Raw genomic sequence first — 19,719 nt, forward strand, 5'->3', positions numbered from 1 at the left:
TCATGAGAAAATAAAGTATAAAATTTGATCATGAAAGAAGGTGAGTCATTTGTTAGAGCTGTATATAAATTTTAAAGGTGAAGCAAAAGAAGCAATTGCGTTCTATGAAGATGTTTTTGATACAAAATGTCAAAATTTAATGACTTTTGGCGAAGCACCTGAGGATCCTGAGCATCCTATAAACGACGAGATAAAGGATTTAGTGATGAACGCAAGTATCATTATTGAAGGAACCTATGTAATGATTTCAGATGTTCCTGATATGTTTGGTTTTGAAGTTACGGAAGGAAATAACCTTTCGCTCGTGGTTAGCACAGATGATGATGAAAAAATTGATCGCTTATTTAAACGATTATCTGAAGGTGGCACTGTTACAATGCCGTTATCTGAAACTTTTTGGTCCAAAAAGTATGGTTCCCTAAAAGATCAGTTTGGCATCCATTGGATGTTTAATTATTATGAAGAAGATTAAAAAAATCCCCAATCCGTTATTTTCATTGGATTGGGGCTTTTTTATTCATGAAAGAATTGCTTCTTAGCGATTTGATACTGCCGTTGCTTTTCTGTCCAAAATTGCTGATCGTTTTCATCAATTTTGCGAATGACTTTTGCTGGATTACCCCCAACAATCGTGTTGGCAGGAACGTCTTTTGTAACCACAGCACCAGCAGCAACAATAGCATTTTTTCCAATTGTAACGCCAGGTAAAATGGTGGCACTTCCGCCAATCCACACGTTATCTTCAACAATAATTGGCGTACCGAATTCTAATTCTGCAGTTCGAATCGTTGGATCAATTGGATGGCCGGCAGTATAAAAACTAGCACGAGGGCCAACCATGACATTATCACCGAAGATGATTTTGTTTACATCTAAAAAAATGCAATCCATATTTGCATAAAAATTTTCTCCTACCTCAATATGGCGACCGTAATCTACATGGAGGGGTGGGGTGATATATAACTCATTGCCAGTTTTTCCTAATAATTCTTTTTCTAGGGCCACAATTTCTTTCACATTATCGATAGGAAGTTGATTGATTTTTTGAGCTAACACCTTGCCTTTTGTTGATTTGTTTTCGGGTAAAATGGTGGGGGCGTAATATAATTCACCTTTTAACATTTGCATATAATCAAAGTCATTTTGTTTCATGTAAGCGCTCCTTTAGGCTTTTTCTCTATTGTATCAAATCAATACAATAAGTCGAGGAATATGTAAAATAAAAAAGGACAGATAGCAAAATAGCCTTGCTTATCTATCCTTTATCTAAGGTTATCCAATTTTTTTAACTCTCCCGCCAATTTTATCTGCTAATTTTTGTGCTTCTTTTTCAGAGTGGTAAACTAAACAACCTGATTTATCTCGCGTACGTTTACCATCTGCAGTTAAATAGCCATGAAAAAATTTGATTGCATACATAGACATCACCGCCTTTCTAATTGAAAATAGTGTAAATGGAGCGATTAAAAATGTCAAATAATAGAAGTGCTCTTAACCATTCTTATCTTTTTTAGTTCGAAGATAAGCTTGGTTAAGAGCATCTTTTCACTTAATAAATTAGTTTGAAACGGGTCGTTGAGTGAAATTCCTGTTCAGGTGAGAGGGTGATAGAACCGAACAACGGAAATCTTTCAGCACCAGGACAGACTTGGGTTTCAAATGTGAGCGCTCCGTGATTGACTAATTTTTGCCCTTGAATATCGGGACCGTTATCAGCAAAATTTGCTGAAAAAATAACAACTGAAGGTTGATCAGTGAACATCTCTAAGGTGATATCTTTAGTAGGACTTTTTAAGATAACATCTGGGTTAATTAAATCATGATTGGTTAAGATGAAAGGGTGATCGAAGCCGTTCATCTTTTGGATTTGTTCATCGTTACTTGAAAAAACCTCAGCTAATTTTTTAGGTTTTTGTAAATCAAAAGCTGTCTGGTCGACGGAAGCTAATTCTCCAATTGGTAAAACTCTTTCATCAAGCGGGACATACTTTTGGGCATTTATTTGTAACTCATGCGCATCAATGGGGATTGTAGGATTTCCAGTTAAATTAAAGTAGACATGATTGGTTGGATTAAAAAGTGTTTGTTCATCTGTAGTTGCCTGATACTCAATTTGCCATTCATTTTCTTCAGTCAATGTATACGTGACTGAAACAGTGAGATTTCCAGGAAAACCATTTTCACCAGCAGGACTCTCTAGCCAAAATTTCACAGAAGGATTTACTTGTGCCTCTTGGATTTCGCTGTGCCATTTTTTACTTTCAAACCCAGGTGTGCCGCCGTGAAGTGTTGTTTGAGTAGGAGTATTAATCATCGTTTGATACGTTTTACCCGCTAGTTTAAAGGAGCCATCGGCAATTCGACCAGCTGTTCGACCAATTGTTGCACCAAAATATAAGTCTTTAGACAAATATTCATCTGCTGAGGGAAAGCCTAGCACGAGTGATCGGGATTCATTTTTTGTAAGAGGAACGTCGAGCGCAACAATTCGCGCACCAAAATCTGTTGCTTTTAAAGTCACACCATTTTTATTCGTCAGTGTGTAAAGAAGCATTCCTTGTCCAAATGATTCAGTTGAAATAGTCAAAATAATCAATCCTTCCTTCAAGTAAATATTTAGTAAATTTAATTTTGTTTTTTAGATTATTTAAATAGTCGAAAAGAAACGCTAAGAAAATAAATCTTTATTTAATTGTATTGTACACGTTTTCAACCGAAATGACAATTAAGGAAATATTAAGTAAATATTTGCAAAGAAGTTTAGTAAATATTATACAATTTGTTTACTAGTGAAAGGAGCGATTAGTGATGGAAGAACTGTTAATGAATCGATTTGTAGAAATATTTGGTGAGAAAGGGACAGCCTGTTATTTTGCCCCTGGAAGAATTAATTTGATTGGTGAACATACAGATTACAATGGCGGTCATGTTTTCCCAGCGGCTATTACGTTAGGGACATTTGGTGTGGCAAGAAAAAGAGACGACCAAAAAATTCGGATGTTTTCTGATAATTTTAAAGAGGTTGGTCTCATCGAATTTTCATTAGAAGATTTAACCTATTCAGATTCAGATGATTGGGCAAATTATCCTAAAGGCGTTTTAAATTACTTGATTGAAAGCGGACACAATATTGATTCTGGCTTAGATGTGCTCTTCTACGGTACGATTCCTAATGGTGCTGGCTTGTCTTCTTCTGCTTCTATTGAACTTTTAATGGGAACGATCTGTAATGATTTATATGCTTTACACTGTCCAATGCTTGAATTGGTGCAAATCGGTAAAAAAGTGGAGAATGAATTTATTGGCGTTAATTCAGGAATTATGGACCAATTTGCCGTGGGGATGGGAGAAAAAGATCAAGCTATTCTACTAGATACCAATAATATGCACTATGAAATGGTTCCCGCCAAATTAGGTGAGTATACGATTGTCATTATGAATACTAACAAACGTCGTGAATTAGCAGATTCAAAATATAATGAACGCCGTGCAGAATGCGAAGAAGCCGTTCGTTTGCTTCAAAAAGAGTTATCTATTGAATTTTTAGGTGAATTAGACAGCGAGACATTTGAACAATATCAAGCATTGATTGGAGATCCAACGTTGATTAAACGAGCACGTCATGCCGTCACAGAAAATGAACGAACTTTATTGGCAAAACAAGCGCTAACTGAAGGGGATTTGGAAGAATTTGGCTTATTATTAAATGCCTCACATCGTTCGCTAAAAGAAGATTACGAAGTAACTGGCATTGAGTTAGATACCTTAGTGGCTTGTGCGCAAGAACAACCAGGCGTTTTGGGTGCACGGATGACTGGTGCAGGGTTTGGCGGTTGTAGTATTGCTTTGGTACCAAAGCAAAATATAGATGCATTTATTGAAGCTGTTGGCCAGAGTTATCAAGATAAAATTGGCTATGCTGCTGATTTTTATCCTGCATCAATTGATGATGGTGCCAGAAAGTTATTTTAGAAAGGAAGGCTTTAAATGTCTATTTTAGTATTAGGTGGCGCAGGCTACATTGGCTCACATGCCGTCGATCAATTAATTTCAAAAGGATATGCCGTTGTTGTTGTTGATAATTTATTAACGGGACATCCTTCAGCAGTTCATGAACAAGCGACTTTCTATGAAGGCGATATTCGTGATAAAGCTTTTTTACGTAGTGTCTTTGAAAAAGAATCAATTGAAGGTGTGTTGCACTTTGCGGCCAATTCTTTAGTAGGAGAATCCGTGGAGAAACCGTTAATGTATTTCAATAACAATGTTCACGGCACTCAAATTGCCTTGGAAGTCATGCAAGAATTCGGAGTGAAACATATTGTTTTTTCTTCCACAGCGGCCACTTATGGCGAACCAAAAGCAATGCCTATTACAGAAGAAACCCCAACGAATCCTAAAAATCCGTATGGGGAAAGTAAATTAATGATGGAAAAAATCATGAAATGGTGCGACAACGCTTATGGAATGAAATATGTTGCTTTGCGTTATTTTAATGTTGCGGGAGCAAAAAAAGATGCCTCAATTGGTGAGGATCACACGCCAGAAACGCATATTGTGCCAATTATTTTACAAGTGGCATTAGGCCAACGAGCAGAGCTAAGTATTTTTGGGGATGATTATGATACACCAGATGGCACGTGCATTCGAGATTATGTTTATATTGAAGACTTGATTGCAGCACATATTTTGGCTTTAGAATATTTGAAAAATGGCGGTGAAAGTGACGTCTTTAACTTGGGAAGCAACAACGGCTATTCTGTTAAAGAAATGTTAGATGCTGCTCGCGAAGTGACAGGCCAAGAAATTCCTGCAACAATCGCCCCACGCCGAGCAGGGGATCCTAGTACGTTAATTGCTTCTAGTGAAAAAGCCAAACGAGTTTTAGGCTGGCAACCAGAAGTAACTGAGGTCAAGGATATTATCGCCACCGCTTGGCAATGGCATGTGAAACATCCTCAAGGCTATAATGAATAGGAGAACATCAGATGATGAAAGAAAGTAGTAAATGGATTGTTGCATTTGTAGAGATAATCATAGAAAATGGCGATTGGACGGAAACAGACCGCTATTATTTGACGAATCGGATTGCCAAACTAGTTGGCTGTGATTTTTTTGAACAACCAGAAGCGGTTGCTTGTGAGCAAGAACCGTTGCGTGTGGTGGAACATCTTTTAAATATTGCACAAGCCAATCACCAAATCGATGACTCAATTACGGAAGCAGAACAACTAGAAGCGGAGTTAATGGATTTTGTTACGCCGACCCCAACCATCATTAATCGGAAGTTTATGGATTATTATCAAGAGTCTCCACGAAAAGCAACGGATTATTTTTATCAGTTATGTAAAACGAATAACTACATTAAAACGAAAGCAATCGCCAAAAATATTATTTTCCCAATGGACTCACCCTATGGTAAACTAGAAATTACCATTAACTTATCGAAGCCAGAAAAGGATGCTCGAAAAATTTTGGCTGAAAAGAAAATGAGTCAAAAAAAATATCCAGCGTGTATGTTATGTATGGAGAATGAAGGCTATTATGGCCGTGTAAATTATCCAGCACGTACAAACCATCGGATTATCCGACTAAATTTAGAGGACGAAGCTTGGGGCTTTCAATATTCGCCATATGCTTACTATAATGAGCATGCGATTTTCTTGGACCAACAACATCGAGAAATGAAAATCGAGAAAAAAACGTTCCAGCGGCTCCTTAAAATTACGGAGTTATTCCCTGAATATTTTGTGGGCTCTAATGCAGATTTGCCAATTGTTGGTGGTTCTATTTTATCTCATGATCATTACCAAGCAGGACGTCATACATTTCCAATGGATTTAGCACCAATGGAAAAAAGATTTTCTTTGAAAAAATATCCTGAGATAACTGCTGGTATTTTAAAATGGCCGATGTCTGTGATTCGTCTTCAAAGTGATCGTCAAGAGGAACTAGTTGAGGCGGCCGAATTAATTTTGACCAAATGGCGCAATTATTCTGATGAACGAGTCTCAGTTCGGGCCTATTCAGAAGATGGCACACCGCATCATACGATTACGCCAATTGCTCGACGCAAAGGGTCATTATTTGAATTGGATTTAGTTTTACGAGATAATAATGTTTCGGAGGAATTTCCAGATGGCATTTTTCATCCACATCCAGAAGTACAACATATTAAGCAAGAAAATATTGGCTTAATTGAAGTAATGGGACTAGCTATTTTGCCACCAAGGCTGGCACAAGAATTAAGAGAAGTCGAAAAGTATTTATTAAAGCAACCCAATCAAATTGCTGAAAGTCATCGAGCTTGGGCGGATGAACTCAGTCAGCAAACCATCACTGAAGCCAATGTCAAAGAAGTGATCCAACAAGGAATTGGGACAATTTTTGTTCAAATTTTAACAGATGCTGGTGTCTTTAAACGTGACGAAGAAGGCCGTCGTGCTTTTGAACGATTTATTCAATGTATTGAAAATGATTAATTTGAGGTGAGGAACATCGTAACCATTAAAGATATAGCAGAGCAAGTCGGTGTTTCTTCAGCGACAGTTTCGAGAGTTTTGAACTATGATGAAACATTATCAGTTAGTGATGAAACGAAGAAGAAAATATTTGAAACAGCAGAAACGTTAAATTATAAAAAGCGAGCCAGAAAAAAACAAGCAGGCAAAAAGAAAATTCGGTTTGTCCAATGGTTCAGCGATCCAGAAGAACTGGATGATATTTACTATTTATCGATTCGTTTAGGTGTTGAAAAGCGGGCAGAGGAATTGGGTTTTCTTTTAGTCAAAGAATCTCTGAAAAACCTGTCTCAAAAAAGATTTGATGGGACAATTGCCCTAGGAAAATTTGATGAAAAGCAAGTGGCGGCCTTAGCCGCCTTAGGCGCACCTCTTCTATTTGTAGACTTTGATGCAATGGCTTTTGGCCAAAACTCCATTGTTGTTGATTTTGCTGGAAGTGTTAAAACAATTGTGCAAGAATTTTTGGCGCAAGGGCATCAGAAAATTGGTATGCTTTCTGGGCAAGAATATACGAAAGAGTCCCGCGTGGCATTGGTTGATCCACGTTTTGTCGCTTTTAAAGAAACCTTAAAAGATCTGGACCTTTATCATCAAGAATGGGTTGTCGAAGCAGCTTTTTCTGTTGAAGAAGGCTATCAAGCGATGAAAGACTTTATTGAAAAAGCGGACACTCGTCCAACCGCTTTTTTCTCTGCAAGTGATACGTTGGCAATTGGTGCGATGCGGGCGTTACAAGAAGCAGCCATTCGTGTGCCAGAAGATATTTCTATCATTGGTTTTAATGATATTAGTGTCGCAAAATATGTTTCACCAACATTAACAACAGTTAAAGTTCATACTGAATGGATGGGTGAGCTAGCCGTTGAGACAATGAAAGAGTTATGCTTGAATACCCCACCAGTTCCTAGAAAAATTATTGTCGGAACGGAATTCATTCAGCGAGATTCAACGAAACATTCATCAAAATAACAGCAAAACTTGGAGAGTTTTTTCCAAGTTTTTTGCTCTTTTCTGCTGGTTTTCAACAATCAAGAAAATGGAGGGAAACAGATGCAACCGAAATTAATTATTTTACGTGGTAATTCTGGTAGTGGTAAAACAACGATAGCTAAAGCGCTTCATCAGTGTCTTAAAGAACAATCGTTATTGATTTCTCAAGATGTGGTGCGCAGAGAAATGCTTCGTGTTAAAGATGAAACAGGTAATCTAAGTATTGCTTTGTTAAAACAGTTGGTAGCTTTTGGTTATCAAGAATGCCAGTATGTGATTGTTGAAGGGATTTTTCAAAAAGCCATTTATCATTCCTTTTTTCAGGAAATAATCCATCTCTTTGAAGGAAACGTTCAGGTTTATTATTTTGATATTTCTTTTGAAGAAACGCTGAAAAGACATAGTCAGAGAAACAAGAATCAAGAATTTGGTGTCGTGGAAATGAAACGTTGGTGGCTACCAGAAGATTATTTAGGGCTTCCGGGAGAACAGCGGTTATCTGAACAACTGTCTGAAAAGCAGATTATCAGGCAAATTTTAGCAGATATTCAGTAGTGAGTGCTGCGCTTTTTAGAGAAATGGATGTTGTGGTATGATAAAAAAGAAGGAGTGGTTTCAATGGATTACCAAGAACGATTAAAAAATTTACCACCTGAAGTCATGACAGCTTTTTCAGAATCATTTATTTTTTTAATCAGTAACGATAAAGTTCAACATTTTCCTGCACGAGACTTAACGCAAGCTGAAATGATTCAACGAGTGAAAGAGAAATTAGGTGAAGCGGTGACGTGGTCCTTATGGCAAGGGTTCGTTATTGCTGTTAATTCAGAAGAAACATGTGTTGCTGTTTTGCCCAAATATCATCAACTCGATGGTTTTGAAAATGAATAAGGGAGCGAAGAATTATTCGCTTCGTTTTATAAAATGAAAACGCTTTTCGGGAGGAAATGCTAATGTCTGAGCTAGTGGTTATTAGAGAAATGCAAGAGAAAGATATCTTAGCGCTGGATACTCAATTTGTCCAACAAGGTTGGCCAAGTCGCCAAGAGATTTTAATGAACTATTTAGAAGAACAATTAGTCAAGCAACGAACGGTTTTTGTAGCGGAGAAAAAGGCAACGCTGTTAGGTTATGTGACGTTACTGCCATTAGCTAAGGAAGGACCTTTTAAAAATTTATATCCTGAAATAGCTGATTTCAATGTTTTCTTGTCATTTCAAAAACAAGGAGTGGGGCGGTTATTATTAAATCGTGCAGAAAATGTTGCCAAAAGTTATGCAGATACTGTTTCTTTGGGAGTAGGCCTGCATCCTGGTTATGGTGCAGCGCAAAGATTATATATCAAACAGGGATATGTGCCAGATGGTTCAGGAGTCTGGTTTCAAAATAAGCAGCTGAAACCAAACGATCGGTGTGTTAATGATGATGCGTTAGTTCTTTATTTATCGAAAAAACTATAGCAATTGTCAATCAATAATGGAGGAATAATCGTGGTTCATCAATTATTGGCTCAAATGGAAAATGGATATATGAAAATAATAAAAGAAAATTTAGTTGGAATATATCTTCATGGTTCTTATGCTTTTGGAACCTATTGTCATTCAGTAAGTGATTTGGATGTACTGATTGTGGTTTATGAAAAGCTTACTATTGATGAGAAGAAACAATTATTAGATTATACAATTAATATTTTAGATAAGTGGGCACCAAAAAAAGGGATAGAATTCCATGTGCTACAATTGAAAGATACAATAAATTTGAGTTATCCGATTCCCTTCGATTTACATTTTTCTCCGATACATCGTTCCAGATATCTGACTAATAAAAATAAATATATTGAAGATATGATGGGATACGATGAGGATCTAGTGGCACATCTTATGATTACAAAATTATATGGAAAAGTACTCGTAGGAAAACCGATTGATTCCGTTTTTGGCTGGATAGATCAAAAGAAATATTTTGAAAGCATTATAGCTGATGTGAAAGAGGCAAAAAAAGAAATTGTTCAATAACCTATGTACGTTATTTTAAATATGTGTAGAGTAATGGCGTTTAAGCAAGAGAATAAAATTTTATCAAAAAGGGCTGGCGGGGAATGGGGCCTAGTACATTTTCCTACTAACTATCATTCGCTGATACAACTAGCTTTAAAAGAGTATCGAGGCGAAACAGTTTTGTTAGAGCAATATAATGATTCAGAATTAAATGATTTTGCGGATATTACGCTTTCGTTATTATTTAAGTAAGAATGTAAAGGAGGGTGTTACCCTTGATTAGAAAAATGAAGCCAACAGATGCAACGGCGTTAACTATCATTAATAAAGAACAATTGGGCTATGAAGTTCCCGTTGACGTGACCTGTAAACAGATTGAGAAATTACTACTAGCCAGTGACAGAGAGTTTTTATATGTTTATGAAGAAACGAAGACAGGGAAGATTTTAGGCTATGTGCATGCGCAACTGTATGAAACAATTTATTCCCAAACGTTATTGAACGTTCTGGGATTAGCAGTGGCAAAAGAAGCAGAAGGCCGTGGAATTGGCAAACAATTAATGACGAAACTAGAAACGGAAGCTAAAAAGTATAACTTGTCTGCGATTCGCTTAAATTCAGGGGAACAGCGTACAGCAGCACATCAATTTTATGAACACATTGGCTATGTTTCTGATAAAAAACAAAAGCGATTCATTAAATACTTGGATACTTAAGTTATGTCTTTAAAAAATAACAATTTCCTTTAAAAAAATAAGTAAAAACTAGTGAAATTTTCAGCGAATTAGTGTAAAATGTATCTCAATGACTCAACGAGTGTTTCAGCCGAAACACTGTCAAAGAAAGTACATACAAAGAAACAGAAATAGCCATTTTTGATGGCTGTTTTTTTATGGAGGAGGCAAATTATGACGAAAAAAAATAGTATGATGTACTTAGCAATTTCTAACTTATTTCTTGTTTTTCTAGGCGTAGGCCTAGTCATTCCCGTAATTCCCCAATTAAAAGAAGAAATGCATTTTTCTGGTACCACAATGGGAATGATGATTTCTATTTTTGCGATTGCCCAATTAATCACATCGCCAATCGCAGGTGTCCTTTCGGATAAAATTGGTCGGAAAAAAATGATTGCAACGGGCATGTTGGTGTTTTCAATTTCTGAGTTATTATTTGGTTTAGCCCAAGCGAAAAGCGGTTTTTATATTTCTCGTGGTTTAGGTGGGATTGCCGCCGCGTTATTAATGCCGTCAGTGACAGCCTTTGTGGCAGATATGACCACGATTTCTGAACGTCCGAAAGCGATGGGGCTTGTGTCAGCCGCAATTAGTGGTGGTTTTATTATCGGACCAGGAGTTGGTGGTTTTATTGCTTATTTAGGCATTCGCGCTCCATTTTTTGCGGCCGCATTTTTAGCGTTTATTGGTTTTATTTTGACATTAACTGTTTTGAAGGAGCCAGAGAAACGAATTTTAGCCGCTGTTGAAGCGAAAAAAGGTTCATTTATGGATATTTTAAGAAATCCAATGTTTACCTCATTGTTTGTGATTATCTTAATTTCCTCTTTTGGCCTGCAAGCGTTCGAATCTATTTATAGTATTATGGCGACCATTAATTTTGGCTTTACCACAAGTGAAATAGCAATCGTGATTACGGTTAGTGGTATTTTAGCGTTGATTTGTCAGTTGTTTTTCTTTGATGCAATCGTCCAAAAAATAGGTGAAATGGGTTTAATCCAATTAACCTTTTTTGCAAGTGCCATTTTTATTGCCGTGATTGCCTTTACAAAAAATAATTTAGTTGTTGTATTTTCAACGTTTATTGTCTTTTTAGCGTTTGACTTGTTTAGACCAGCAGTAACTACTTATTTATCCAAACATGCTGGAGATCAACAAGGAACCATCAACGGACTAAATTCGACATTTACAAGTTTTGGTAATATTTTAGGACCAATGGCAGCAGGAGCTTTATTTGATATCAATCACTTTTTCCCTTATTATGTTTCAGCAGTAATTCTGTTAGGAACGGGCTTTTTATCGTTATTTTTAAATCGAAATAAGATGTAAAAAGTGATAATAGGGTGTTACGGCGTCAAAAAGTTAGATGAATATTCTAACTTTTGATGCCGTTATTTATTTTTTATAGGCAGAATATGCTATAAAAAAGTATGATATAGATATGTTATTAGTAGTTGTGATAGCGGTTTCTGGAATTGTGTGTTATGCTTTTCCTGATTACTTTGATGTTAGAGCGACGCACACACAAACTTGGAAATGCTAATCTTAGTAATTTAATAGAAAGTAGGTCTGGTTATGAATCTCCTTAAATATATTAGTAGCTTTATTTGGATGTTGTGCTCTTTGGGGATTATATATGCTATTCTTCGAATGATAACTAGTGTGAGCAAGACGGATTTTTCAGGAAATGGAACAAAAATCTATCTTATTTTGATAGTACTGTACACACTAGGAACGATAGGATTAGGTATGCTAGTTTCTAAAAAATGGTTCTATTTTTTGATTATTTTTATTTCTCTATGTGTATTATCACCTATAATATTGATTTTGATATTAAACTACACCAATCTATTAAAATAATCATGTTTTAGATAGTATTTATTCAAGTTTATCCTCTATGTATTAATCTGAATACACTGTTATTTTATTAGAGAGTTCTTTTTCAAATATATGTAAATAGTCTAACAACAGGGTTCTGTTTGTTGTTGGACTATTTTTTTTGATCACCGACCGTTCTTGAAAAAAACAAAAAAATAAACAGTGTTCGCTTGATTAATAGAACGTTTGTTCGTATAATGATTTTGCAAGTGAGGTGATGTTTGTGAAATTTGATTATGAAAAAGAACCTAGTCGCGATATTCTTTGTATTGATTGCAAAAGTTTTTACGCTAGTGTAGAATGCGCAGAACGTGGGTTAGATCCGTTGAAAACGATGTTGGTAGTGATGAGTAATGCCGAAAATGCGGGGGGATTAGTTTTATCAGCATCGCCAATGGCAAAAAAAGTTTTAGGTGTTTCAAATGTTACGCGTAAAAATCAAGTGCCCGCTCATCCTGATTTATATGTGGTTCCGCCACGAATGAATTTGTACATGAAAAAAAATCAAGAAATCAATAATTTATATAAAAAGTTTGTCGCAGATGAAGATCACTCTGTGTTTAGTGTAGATGAATCATTTCTTGATGTAACGGCTTCTTTAAGTTATTTTCATTGTGAAACCGCCTATAAGATGGCTCGGATTATCCAAAGAGTCGTTTATAATCATGTGGGTATTTATGTGACCGTTGGGATAGGGGACAATCCGTTACTGGCTAAATTGGCGTTGGACAATGGCGCCAAACATTCGCCAGATTTTATTGCAGAATGGCGGTATGATCGTGTACCAGATACTGTCTGGCAGTTGCCTTCTTTGACAGATTTTTGTGGGATTGGTCGCAGAATGGCTAAACGACTGAATCATTTAGGAATTGATTCTGTATATGAGTTAGCGCAAGCGAATCCGCATCTTTTACAAGAAACATTTGGCGTGATGGGGCTTCAATTGTATGCTCATTCATGGGGGATTGATCGTACCTTTTTAGGGAAAAAAGCGCAACATAAAGCTGAAAAATCATTTGGAAATAGTCAGATTTTACCGAGAGATTATGCGCGAAGAGATCAGATTGAACTAGTCTTAAAGGAACTGACAGAACAAGTGGCTGCTCGTTTAAGAAAAGCGCATTGTCAAACGGAATGTATCACAGTCTACGTTGGTTATTCCAAAGGACAAATTGACCGTGAAGGACGAACTGGTTGGCGAAAACAACAAACGATTCCTGCAACAAACAATACAAAAGTTTTGATTACCTATGTATTAGCCCTTTTTAGAGAACATTATCTAGCGGGAACCGATGTCCGGCAATTAGGGCTTTCTTATGGAAAATTAGTTTGGAATGAATCTTTACAATTAGATTTATTTTCGGAACCAGAAGAGCAAATTAGTGAAATGGAGTTAAACTATCTGATTGATAAAATCCGACAAAAATTTGGCTTTCAAGCTTTAATCCACGCCTCTTCTTTGTTGGAAGGCGCGACGGCAATTCATCGTTCAGGATTAGTCGGTGGACATGCTGGAGGAAATGTCGGTTTAGGAGGATAACATCATGAAACGAACAAAAAAAGAATTTACACCTTATAATGAGTACCATGATCGGCCCTTTGAACTGAAATGGGCGACCGCTTTTGCATTGGGGGAGTTACAAGAAGGAATCGAAGCTTCTGACGAATATTCTAAGAGAGCGTTTGAACGCTTACCGCAACAGACAACAGAAGAAATTGAAGAATACTTAGAGCAGTCTTTAAAAAATAACCAGGTTTTAGAAATCCAATTGAATACATTGGATGATTTTGGCCGTGTTCAACCGCCAATTGTTGGTGTTTTTGAAGGGATGAGTTCAATGGAGTATGCAAAAGTTGGACATACACATATTTTATTTGAAGAGATTCGGCATATTAAAAGTCATGAGTTTACAAAGTGGTCGAGCCTTGATTAAAAAACTATTGTTATACGTGCGTTTTGTGAAAACATATGAGATAATGTTCATAGGTAATAGAAATAAAAATTATGGAGGTGGCTAGGATGGGACATCATTTAAAAGGACACCATGGCAAAAAAACAAACGCAAATGGCGGTTTTTTAACAAAGTTATTGGCAGGCGGCGCCTTAGTGGGCGTAGGAAAAAAGTTATACGATAATCGTGAAAAAATTAAAGAGCTGTTAAGTGACGACAAAGAAAAAAGCAACGACACTGAAAACAAATAAAGGACTGGATTGACGGAATGGTAAAAGATGCAGCGTATATTATTGAAGAGATTACCACGATTTTAGAAGGAACCTATTTTGTGATAACCAAGAAAGCGAATAAGCGCCGCATGTGTTTACATGTTTCAGATACCGCGAAAGAATTTTTACGTTGTCGACTGGAGTATGAAACATTCTTAGAGCAACAGTTTGATTATGCCACAATGTTTTTAGAAACATGTACGGAAGATGTTTCTGTTGAAATTCAAACGGGACTACTTGAAGAAACAAATTATCAAGCATTAACCGTGGAAAAATTACAACAGATAGCCACTAAAATGTAACACAGCTGTTGTGTTAGTTTTGATTCTTAATTTGGTTAAGGAGGCGGATAAAATGTCAGTATATCAACATATTTTGGTTGCTCTTGATGGCTCAGATCAATCTGAAAAAGCTTTTCATGAAGCTGTCAGGATTGCCAAAGAGGAACAAGCCACTCTTTATTTAGCTACAATTATTAATGATGCTGAATTTACGACGAGTCCATTTTCTTTTGAAGAATTGTATGATTTAGAAAAACACAAGTCAGAAGAGATGCTCACTGAAAAGGCAAAACAAGCGAGTGAAATTGGTGTAAAAACAGTCAAAAAAATTGTTGAGCTTGGGAGCCCAAAACGTTATCTTGCCAACACGATTTCTGAAAATTATGCCATAGATTTAATTGTGCTAGGTGCCACGGGAAGAGGTGCTATTCAACGAACCTTGATTGGTTCTACTACAGATTATGTGGTTAACCATGCTTTGTGCAATGTCTTAGTCGTTCGCTAATTGTGAGTAAATAATCAAGGGAACAATGTTTTATCGGGGCGTTTTTTTAAATTAAACGAGAGGTGAGTTTATGAAAACAAAAATCGGAAAAACAGTTATCTTGTCAGCGTTTTTATTCACAAGTTTCTTTTTACTGAGTGGTTGTACCTCGGCTGGCGAAGAGATGGAAAAAACAATTGATCGACAGAAAGAAAAAGTCGATAAAACGGTCGATAAGCAGAAACATAAAAATGAAAATTCCATGGAAAGTTACGACGAAAAAGTTGACCGTTCTTTAGATAGTCAAGAAGACAAAATCGATACTACTGAGTAACGGGAAAGCTTTCAACTATCGGCTAGTAATTAAATAATATACAAAAGGGAGCATCCACTGTAGTTATTTCTCACAGCGGATCCTCTCTTTTGTGGTTAAAAAGAAAAAGTTAACTGCTCCCCAACAGTTAACTTTTAATCATGTTGCACATAGTTAAAACACTCTATATATCATTTATATCATTTGAAACGGGTAGTGTAAAAAGAAATCTCTTGAAAAGAGTCTCCATTTATAGGGAAGATTTCCCATAAAAAAGAGAAACGTATAATCACAGAGAGTTAGAGAAAGCAAAGGGAAATAAGTATGTTAAAATAAGAAGCAAGAAAGAATACAAGTATGCAGAAAATAACAACTAATTAGGTGAAAACAATGGAAATACATTTTGAAAAAGTAACAAGCGATAATCGTAAAGCAGTGGAAAACCTACAAGTTTTCGCTGAACAACAAACCTTCATTGAATCAATGGCAGAAAATCTAAAAGAATCGGACCAATTTCCAGAATGGGAATCGGCAGGTATTTATGACGGCAATCAATTAATCGGCTATGCCATGTATGGACGTTGGCAAGATGGGCGCGTTTGGTTAGACCGCTTTTTAATTGATCAACGGTTCCAAGGACAAGGTTATGGGAAAGCAGCCTGTCGACTTTTAATGTTAATGCTAATAGAAAAATACCAAACAAACAAGCTATACTTGAGTGTTTATGATACGAACAGCTCAGCAATTCGGTTGTATCAACAACTTGGTTTTGTATTTAATGGTGAATTAGATACGAATGGCGAGCGGGTAATGGAATGGACATATCAGAATAAGTAGATAGAACAGGTGAGACAAAAGCCATAGCGCATTTTGTTTCACCTTTTTCTTTTAATTGGCTTCATTTGTTTACTTTTAGTAAGTAAAATGGTAAATTTAGTTCAATCTGTTTTGAAAAAAGAGTTACTGGAGGGTAAGGATGAAAATAGAATTTTTCCATGATGTTATTTGTAGTTTTTGTTTTCCAATGTCTGACCGCATGCATGAGATTCAACAAGAATTTCCTGAAATTGAACTGATTCATCGGTCGTTTGCGTTGGGATGGTCAGCAAACGATTTTGAAACAATGTTTGGTTCACGAGCAGCAGTAAAAGAAGAAGTTTTGACGCATTGGGTGCATGCCAATCAAAACGATTCAAAGCATCGTTTTAATATTGAAGGGATGAGGAAGCAACGATTTGATTTTCCAACATCAAAGAATGCATTATTAGCAGCAAAAGCAGCTGGATACATTGGCAACCAAGACACTTATTGGTTACTGTTTGATAAGTTACAAGAAGGTTTATTTATGAGAAGTTTAAATATTGAAGAGCCAGAAGTAATTGAGGAGCTAGTAAAAGAGACAACGATTGATTTTGCTTTATGGAAAGAAGCTGTTGCTTCCGAGGCTGTTTGGACGGCGGTTCAAGAAGATTTCGCGCTAGCTTCTGCTTATGGTCTACAAGGAGTTCCCGCACTAATCATTAATCAAAAATATTTAATTAATGGTGCAGTACCGAAACAGCAAATCAGCCAAACTATTCAAAAAATTCTCGCAGAAGAAAAACAACAGCAACCGTTAGTTTCATTAACTCCTTCTTCTGAAGAGTCAGCTTCGTGTGAGTTTAAGGAAGGCACATGGACGTGTCATTAAGCAGCATAAAATAACGTTATTCTTTGACAAAACGAAAGACTTCTGTAATAGTTAATGCGGGGGTGATAATATGTTTAACGCGTATAGAGAATACTGGAATAATATTACAACAATGAATGCGTCAGCAACACGAGCACAATATTGGTGGCCACAATTAATTAATTATTTGGTGTTAGGGATTTATTCAGCAATTACGGGCGTTTACAGATATATTGAAGTAACACCCAATGATGGAACAATCATTAAAGAATGGAATACGGTGACCATTATCTTTTTCTTGCTGACTGCTTTAATTTGGTTGGCAAACTTTACTGTTCGAGCAAGAAGATTGCATGATCGCGACCACAGTAACTGGTGGATTTTATTCTATTTACTTCCTTTTATCGGTACTTTAGTGATCTTCATTACATTAATTTTGCCAAGTAAAAGTCACACAAGATGGCCAGTGAATCAATCAGAAATTTAATTTGCTGGTTTCGTTTAGCTGATTATCTTAAGAGTGAAAATGAGGTCGGGACAGAAGCGTTTAACTCCGAGAACTCTCAAGGACAAAACTGCGACGAGTCTTTGACGAGAAAGCAATAAGAAGGAATTTCCGAAAATTGTTCTATAATTTTTGGAGACCAAGTAGGTATTGTTCATCATCGAATCACTACGTTCTTCGTGATTCTCAACACTTGGAAGGATTAAGATACGCCGAACACTTGTGTGAGAAAGTCAATTTCGGCTTATTTCCGAAGGACCTTCACCAAGTAGGTACGATGATTTCATCTGTTCATGCTTCACAGTGAAACATCGCAACTCTTAGAGCTGTAGCTCTTTTGAAGGCTGTACTGTGACGAGACGCATGTCGAGAAAACACCTTAGAAGTTGTTGAGATCGGAGCAACGCGTAGTGTTGCTTCTGTTCCCGCCGTTTATCAATTTTTAAGCCTGGGACAAAAATCCAAAGTGATTTTTGTCCCAGGCTCATTTTCTTTTTTATTTCAGAAAAATAAAAATATCTTCTGTATGATGGCACCTCACATTACGCGGTTCTTGATAAAAGGGCTATCTTTTTGGTAGATAGGGAAAACCATTAAGACGTTAAAAGTTTAATAAATCGAGCAATTCTCTTTTGTTAGAAAATAAGATAGCATCATTAATTAAAATACTTGGAACACTGGTTTCAATAATTGGTTGATTGGTAATAATCAAGTCAAATTCTTCGAGTCGATGGTCACCTAATTGTTCTTCCGTAATTGCTAACGTATTTGAACGAATCCGATGCAAAGCTAAAATATCGTGGACATAGTTTCCAATATATTGACTATGATTCAGGCCCATGTCGCTAATAATCAAAATCTTTTTTGAGTCGAAACTCTGGTTAATTTCTGGAAAAGTATTAAGCAACCAAAAAATATAAGAAGATGAATAGTTTAATAGATTTGTTTCTAAAAGAGCGGAAAAGAAATGCAATTCTGCTTTTAATCGTGCATATAAGTGAAGCTGAGTAAAATGAATTTGTCGAGTGAAAAAGGTGGCCCTTTGTGTCAATTCGGAGGTGTCAAAAGGCACTAATTGAGAAAACAAATAAAGACAGGTTAACAAGTGAACAGCGAAGTCGACGACTTCTTCTGTTAATTGTTCAATCTGTGAAAAAGCATTAAATTTTAAATTTTCACGTATTCTTTGACTGATGACTTCTTGGTCTTCGGAGTAGTATTGCTGAAAAGCGCCTCTTTGAAAATACCGGAGAACTTCTCGATAGGTCTCACGGCTGAGTCCAGTAAAATGACGACTGAGTAAAAGATAATCTTCCATTTTGATTGGACTCTTTTTATCTGTTTTTTTCTGGAAACGTTGTTGAAATCCTTGATGCTCTCTTAATAAATCAACAATAAAATACATAATAAAGAAATCGTGTTCATAACTGTTATCCATACTAATAATATTTAATTGGCATTGATTACGACGCATTAATTGTTTGATTTCTTGCTTATCTAATTGATAAGGCAATTCATAATGACCATAATACATTAAAAAGAAAAAGGTTGTAAAAATACGTAAAGGCAATTCTTCTGTTTGGCTAGTTAATTGATAGCCTTGATCAACGATAACGCGAAGAGAGTAAGTTTCCAAGACCTGATTACACTGCTTCAATTTTCGAGCAAAAGAAGAGCGACTAATATTGATGGTATCGCAATAATATTCGATGGTTTTGCCAGGATTTTGGATAAACTCATGGAGCAATTGGGTGGTCGTTGACGTTTTTGCCATATCCGTCAGTACGTTTAAATATAAGGACACATTAAAGTTTTCTAAACGATAGCCTAATTTATGCGATGTTTTAATGGTTAAACTTTCGCCCCAACGCTGTTTAATCTCCTCAATATAACGAATAAAAGTAGACTCAGAACTACCAATATATTTTGCAAGTTCTTTTTTAGTCATCCATTTATCAGAAATGGATAAGACACGAATGATTTCTTCCATTTTCCGATAATTTTTTTCTAAAAACCTAATCATATTGTTTCCTCCCAAGTCCTTTACTTTAATGAAACAATCATCGAAACAATAACGCAATTTCAGAAATGAAACCACTTGGTATGAAAGCTGGTGTGAT

26 protein-coding genes are annotated in these 19,719 nt (G+C 36.3%); 22 read left to right on the forward strand and 4 right to left on the reverse strand.

Going from position 1 to position 19,719, the window contains the following annotated elements; translation table 11 throughout:
• Window positions 1-40: 40 nt before the first annotated feature.
• A complete protein-coding gene (locus tag IGI63_RS00120) occupies window positions 41-472 on the forward strand; it encodes a VOC family protein (protein ID WP_002382065.1) in 432 nt (143 codons plus the stop codon).
• A 41-nt stretch (window positions 473-513) separates the two neighbouring features.
• Here IGI63_RS00120 and IGI63_RS00125 read toward each other — a convergent pair whose 3' ends face one another.
• From IGI63_RS00125 to galM, 3 genes are all read right to left on the reverse strand, one after another.
• Window positions 514-1,152 (reverse strand): sugar O-acetyltransferase, encoded by a 639-nt coding sequence (locus IGI63_RS00125; protein WP_002379300.1) that lies wholly within the window; start codon window positions 1,150-1,152, stop codon window positions 514-516.
• Between the two features lie 120 nt (window positions 1,153-1,272).
• Window positions 1,273-1,419: a hypothetical protein gene (locus IGI63_RS00130; protein WP_002384758.1), complete on the reverse strand. Its 147-nt coding sequence runs from the start codon at window positions 1,417-1,419 to the stop codon at window positions 1,273-1,275.
• A 130-nt stretch (window positions 1,420-1,549) separates the two neighbouring features.
• Window positions 1,550-2,608 (reverse strand): galactose-1-epimerase, encoded by a 1,059-nt coding sequence (gene galM, locus IGI63_RS00135; protein ID WP_002408091.1) that lies wholly within the window; start codon window positions 2,606-2,608, stop codon window positions 1,550-1,552.
• A gap of 200 nt (window positions 2,609-2,808) precedes the next feature.
• Between galM and IGI63_RS00140 the strand changes: the two genes are divergently transcribed.
• The 21 genes from IGI63_RS00140 (at window position 2,809) to IGI63_RS00240 (ending at window position 18,179) form a co-directional block, all read left to right on the forward strand.
• Complete coding sequence (locus IGI63_RS00140; RefSeq protein WP_002382071.1) at window positions 2,809-3,972, forward strand: galactokinase; 1,164 nt, start codon at window positions 2,809-2,811, stop codon at window positions 3,970-3,972.
• A 15-nt stretch (window positions 3,973-3,987) separates the two neighbouring features.
• Window positions 3,988-4,977 (forward strand): UDP-glucose 4-epimerase GalE, encoded by a 990-nt coding sequence (gene galE / locus IGI63_RS00145; protein WP_002363665.1) that lies wholly within the window; start codon window positions 3,988-3,990, stop codon window positions 4,975-4,977.
• Between the two features lie 14 nt (window positions 4,978-4,991).
• Entirely contained in the window at window positions 4,992-6,482 is a 1,491-nt protein-coding gene (gene galT / locus IGI63_RS00150) for a UDP-glucose--hexose-1-phosphate uridylyltransferase (protein ID WP_025188436.1), read from the forward strand.
• A 6-nt stretch (window positions 6,483-6,488) separates the two neighbouring features.
• Entirely contained in the window at window positions 6,489-7,493 is a 1,005-nt protein-coding gene (locus IGI63_RS00155; RefSeq protein ID WP_429975104.1) for a LacI family DNA-binding transcriptional regulator, read from the forward strand.
• Window positions 7,494-7,502: 9 nt separating this feature from the next.
• Window positions 7,503-8,069 carry a kinase gene (locus IGI63_RS00160; protein ID WP_174108329.1) on the forward strand — a complete coding sequence of 189 codons (567 nt, stop codon included), beginning with the start codon at window positions 7,503-7,505 and terminating at the stop codon, window positions 8,067-8,069.
• Between the two features lie 27 nt (window positions 8,070-8,096).
• A complete protein-coding gene (locus IGI63_RS00165; protein ID WP_161798482.1) occupies window positions 8,097-8,405 on the forward strand; it encodes a hypothetical protein in 309 nt (102 codons plus the stop codon).
• 56 nt (window positions 8,406-8,461) lie between these two features.
• Window positions 8,462-8,974, forward strand: a complete 513-nt coding sequence (locus IGI63_RS00170; protein WP_429975105.1) for a GNAT family N-acetyltransferase — start codon at window positions 8,462-8,464, stop codon at window positions 8,972-8,974.
• 30 nt (window positions 8,975-9,004) lie between these two features.
• Complete coding sequence (locus IGI63_RS00175; RefSeq protein WP_429975106.1) at window positions 9,005-9,529, forward strand: nucleotidyltransferase domain-containing protein; 525 nt, start codon at window positions 9,005-9,007, stop codon at window positions 9,527-9,529.
• Between the two features lie 3 nt (window positions 9,530-9,532).
• Window positions 9,533-9,763: a DUF4111 domain-containing protein gene (locus IGI63_RS00180; RefSeq protein WP_429975107.1), complete on the forward strand. Its 231-nt coding sequence runs from the start codon at window positions 9,533-9,535 to the stop codon at window positions 9,761-9,763.
• A 23-nt stretch (window positions 9,764-9,786) separates the two neighbouring features.
• Window positions 9,787-10,227 carry a GNAT family N-acetyltransferase gene (locus IGI63_RS00185; RefSeq protein WP_319800514.1) on the forward strand — a complete coding sequence of 147 codons (441 nt, stop codon included), beginning with the start codon at window positions 9,787-9,789 and terminating at the stop codon, window positions 10,225-10,227.
• 192 nt (window positions 10,228-10,419) lie between these two features.
• Window positions 10,420-11,574 carry a multidrug efflux MFS transporter EmeA gene (emeA, locus tag IGI63_RS00190; RefSeq protein WP_002358140.1) on the forward strand — a complete coding sequence of 385 codons (1,155 nt, stop codon included), beginning with the start codon at window positions 10,420-10,422 and terminating at the stop codon, window positions 11,572-11,574.
• Window positions 11,575-12,340: 766 nt separating this feature from the next.
• A complete protein-coding gene (locus IGI63_RS00195; RefSeq protein WP_202242386.1) occupies window positions 12,341-13,663 on the forward strand; it encodes a Y-family DNA polymerase in 1,323 nt (440 codons plus the stop codon).
• 4 nt (window positions 13,664-13,667) lie between these two features.
• The gene (locus IGI63_RS00200) at window positions 13,668-14,057 is read left to right on the forward strand and encodes a hypothetical protein (protein ID WP_002358138.1); all 390 of its coding nucleotides are present in this window, start codon (window positions 13,668-13,670) and stop codon (window positions 14,055-14,057) included.
• Between the two features lie 71 nt (window positions 14,058-14,128).
• Window positions 14,129-14,326, forward strand: coding sequence for a hypothetical protein (locus IGI63_RS00205; protein WP_002360617.1), 198 nt, complete (start codon window positions 14,129-14,131; stop codon window positions 14,324-14,326).
• A gap of 17 nt (window positions 14,327-14,343) precedes the next feature.
• Window positions 14,344-14,649 (forward strand): hypothetical protein, encoded by a 306-nt coding sequence (locus IGI63_RS00210; protein WP_002358136.1) that lies wholly within the window; start codon window positions 14,344-14,346, stop codon window positions 14,647-14,649.
• Window positions 14,650-14,701: 52 nt separating this feature from the next.
• The gene (locus tag IGI63_RS00215) at window positions 14,702-15,133 is read left to right on the forward strand and encodes a universal stress protein (RefSeq protein ID WP_002391595.1); all 432 of its coding nucleotides are present in this window, start codon (window positions 14,702-14,704) and stop codon (window positions 15,131-15,133) included.
• Window positions 15,134-15,203: 70 nt separating this feature from the next.
• Window positions 15,204-15,446: a hypothetical protein gene (locus IGI63_RS00220; RefSeq protein ID WP_002377858.1), complete on the forward strand. Its 243-nt coding sequence runs from the start codon at window positions 15,204-15,206 to the stop codon at window positions 15,444-15,446.
• A 369-nt stretch (window positions 15,447-15,815) separates the two neighbouring features.
• Window positions 15,816-16,262, forward strand: coding sequence for a GNAT family N-acetyltransferase (locus IGI63_RS00225; protein ID WP_002390030.1), 447 nt, complete (start codon window positions 15,816-15,818; stop codon window positions 16,260-16,262).
• Between the two features lie 139 nt (window positions 16,263-16,401).
• Window positions 16,402-17,115 (forward strand): DsbA family oxidoreductase, encoded by a 714-nt coding sequence (locus tag IGI63_RS00230; protein WP_002369662.1) that lies wholly within the window; start codon window positions 16,402-16,404, stop codon window positions 17,113-17,115.
• Window positions 17,116-17,185: 70 nt separating this feature from the next.
• On the forward strand, window positions 17,186-17,581 hold the full coding sequence (locus tag IGI63_RS00235; RefSeq protein WP_002358131.1) for a DUF805 domain-containing protein: 396 nt from the start codon (window positions 17,186-17,188) through the stop codon (window positions 17,579-17,581).
• Window positions 17,582-17,993: 412 nt separating this feature from the next.
• Window positions 17,994-18,179, forward strand: a complete 186-nt coding sequence (locus IGI63_RS00240; protein WP_429975965.1) for a hypothetical protein — start codon at window positions 17,994-17,996, stop codon at window positions 18,177-18,179.
• A 21-nt stretch (window positions 18,180-18,200) separates the two neighbouring features.
• On the opposite strand, the gene IGI63_RS00245 is transcribed toward IGI63_RS00240, so the two are convergent.
• Window positions 18,201-19,622 carry a helix-turn-helix domain-containing protein gene (locus IGI63_RS00245; RefSeq protein ID WP_002382000.1) on the reverse strand — a complete coding sequence of 474 codons (1,422 nt, stop codon included), beginning with the start codon at window positions 19,620-19,622 and terminating at the stop codon, window positions 18,201-18,203.
• Between the last annotated feature and the right edge of the window lie 97 nt (window positions 19,623-19,719).

Origin of the sequence: Enterococcus sp. DIV0086 (genome assembly GCF_050498705.1) — a bacterium.
In the GTDB taxonomy this organism is placed as follows: Bacteria; Bacillota; Bacilli; order Lactobacillales; family Enterococcaceae; genus Enterococcus; species Enterococcus faecalis.

Bases quoted from the DNA above. Each gene is read 5' to 3' on its own strand.
- IGI63_RS00205 (WP_002360617.1), top strand. From the start codon at position 14,129: ATGGAGGTGGCTAGGATGGGACATCATTTAAAAGGACACCATGGCAAA.
- IGI63_RS00125 (WP_002379300.1), bottom strand. From the start codon at position 1,152: ATGAAACAAAATGACTTTGATTATATGCAAATGTTAAAAGGTGAATTA.
- IGI63_RS00130 (WP_002384758.1), bottom strand. From the start codon at position 1,419: ATGTATGCAATCAAATTTTTTCATGGCTATTTAACTGCAGATGGTAAA.
- IGI63_RS00200 (WP_002358138.1), top strand. From the start codon at position 13,668: ATGAAACGAACAAAAAAAGAATTTACACCTTATAATGAGTACCATGAT.
- IGI63_RS00180 (WP_429975107.1), top strand. From the start codon at position 9,533: ATGTACGTTATTTTAAATATGTGTAGAGTAATGGCGTTTAAGCAAGAG.
- IGI63_RS00140 (WP_002382071.1), top strand. From the start codon at position 2,809: ATGGAAGAACTGTTAATGAATCGATTTGTAGAAATATTTGGTGAGAAA.
- IGI63_RS00215 (WP_002391595.1), top strand. From the start codon at position 14,702: ATGTCAGTATATCAACATATTTTGGTTGCTCTTGATGGCTCAGATCAA.
- IGI63_RS00165 (WP_161798482.1), top strand. From the start codon at position 8,097: ATGTTGTGGTATGATAAAAAAGAAGGAGTGGTTTCAATGGATTACCAA.
- IGI63_RS00210 (WP_002358136.1), top strand. From the start codon at position 14,344: ATGGTAAAAGATGCAGCGTATATTATTGAAGAGATTACCACGATTTTA.
- galT (WP_025188436.1), top strand. From the start codon at position 4,992: ATGAAAGAAAGTAGTAAATGGATTGTTGCATTTGTAGAGATAATCATA.
- IGI63_RS00245 (WP_002382000.1), bottom strand. From the start codon at position 19,622: ATGATTAGGTTTTTAGAAAAAAATTATCGGAAAATGGAAGAAATCATT.
- IGI63_RS00230 (WP_002369662.1), top strand. From the start codon at position 16,402: ATGAAAATAGAATTTTTCCATGATGTTATTTGTAGTTTTTGTTTTCCA.
- galE (WP_002363665.1), top strand. From the start codon at position 3,988: ATGTCTATTTTAGTATTAGGTGGCGCAGGCTACATTGGCTCACATGCC.
- IGI63_RS00235 (WP_002358131.1), top strand. From the start codon at position 17,186: ATGTTTAACGCGTATAGAGAATACTGGAATAATATTACAACAATGAAT.
- IGI63_RS00225 (WP_002390030.1), top strand. From the start codon at position 15,816: ATGGAAATACATTTTGAAAAAGTAACAAGCGATAATCGTAAAGCAGTG.
- emeA (WP_002358140.1), top strand. From the start codon at position 10,420: ATGACGAAAAAAAATAGTATGATGTACTTAGCAATTTCTAACTTATTT.
- IGI63_RS00170 (WP_429975105.1), top strand. From the start codon at position 8,462: ATGCTAATGTCTGAGCTAGTGGTTATTAGAGAAATGCAAGAGAAAGAT.
- IGI63_RS00220 (WP_002377858.1), top strand. From the start codon at position 15,204: ATGAAAACAAAAATCGGAAAAACAGTTATCTTGTCAGCGTTTTTATTC.
- IGI63_RS00195 (WP_202242386.1), top strand. From the start codon at position 12,341: ATGTTTGTGAAATTTGATTATGAAAAAGAACCTAGTCGCGATATTCTT.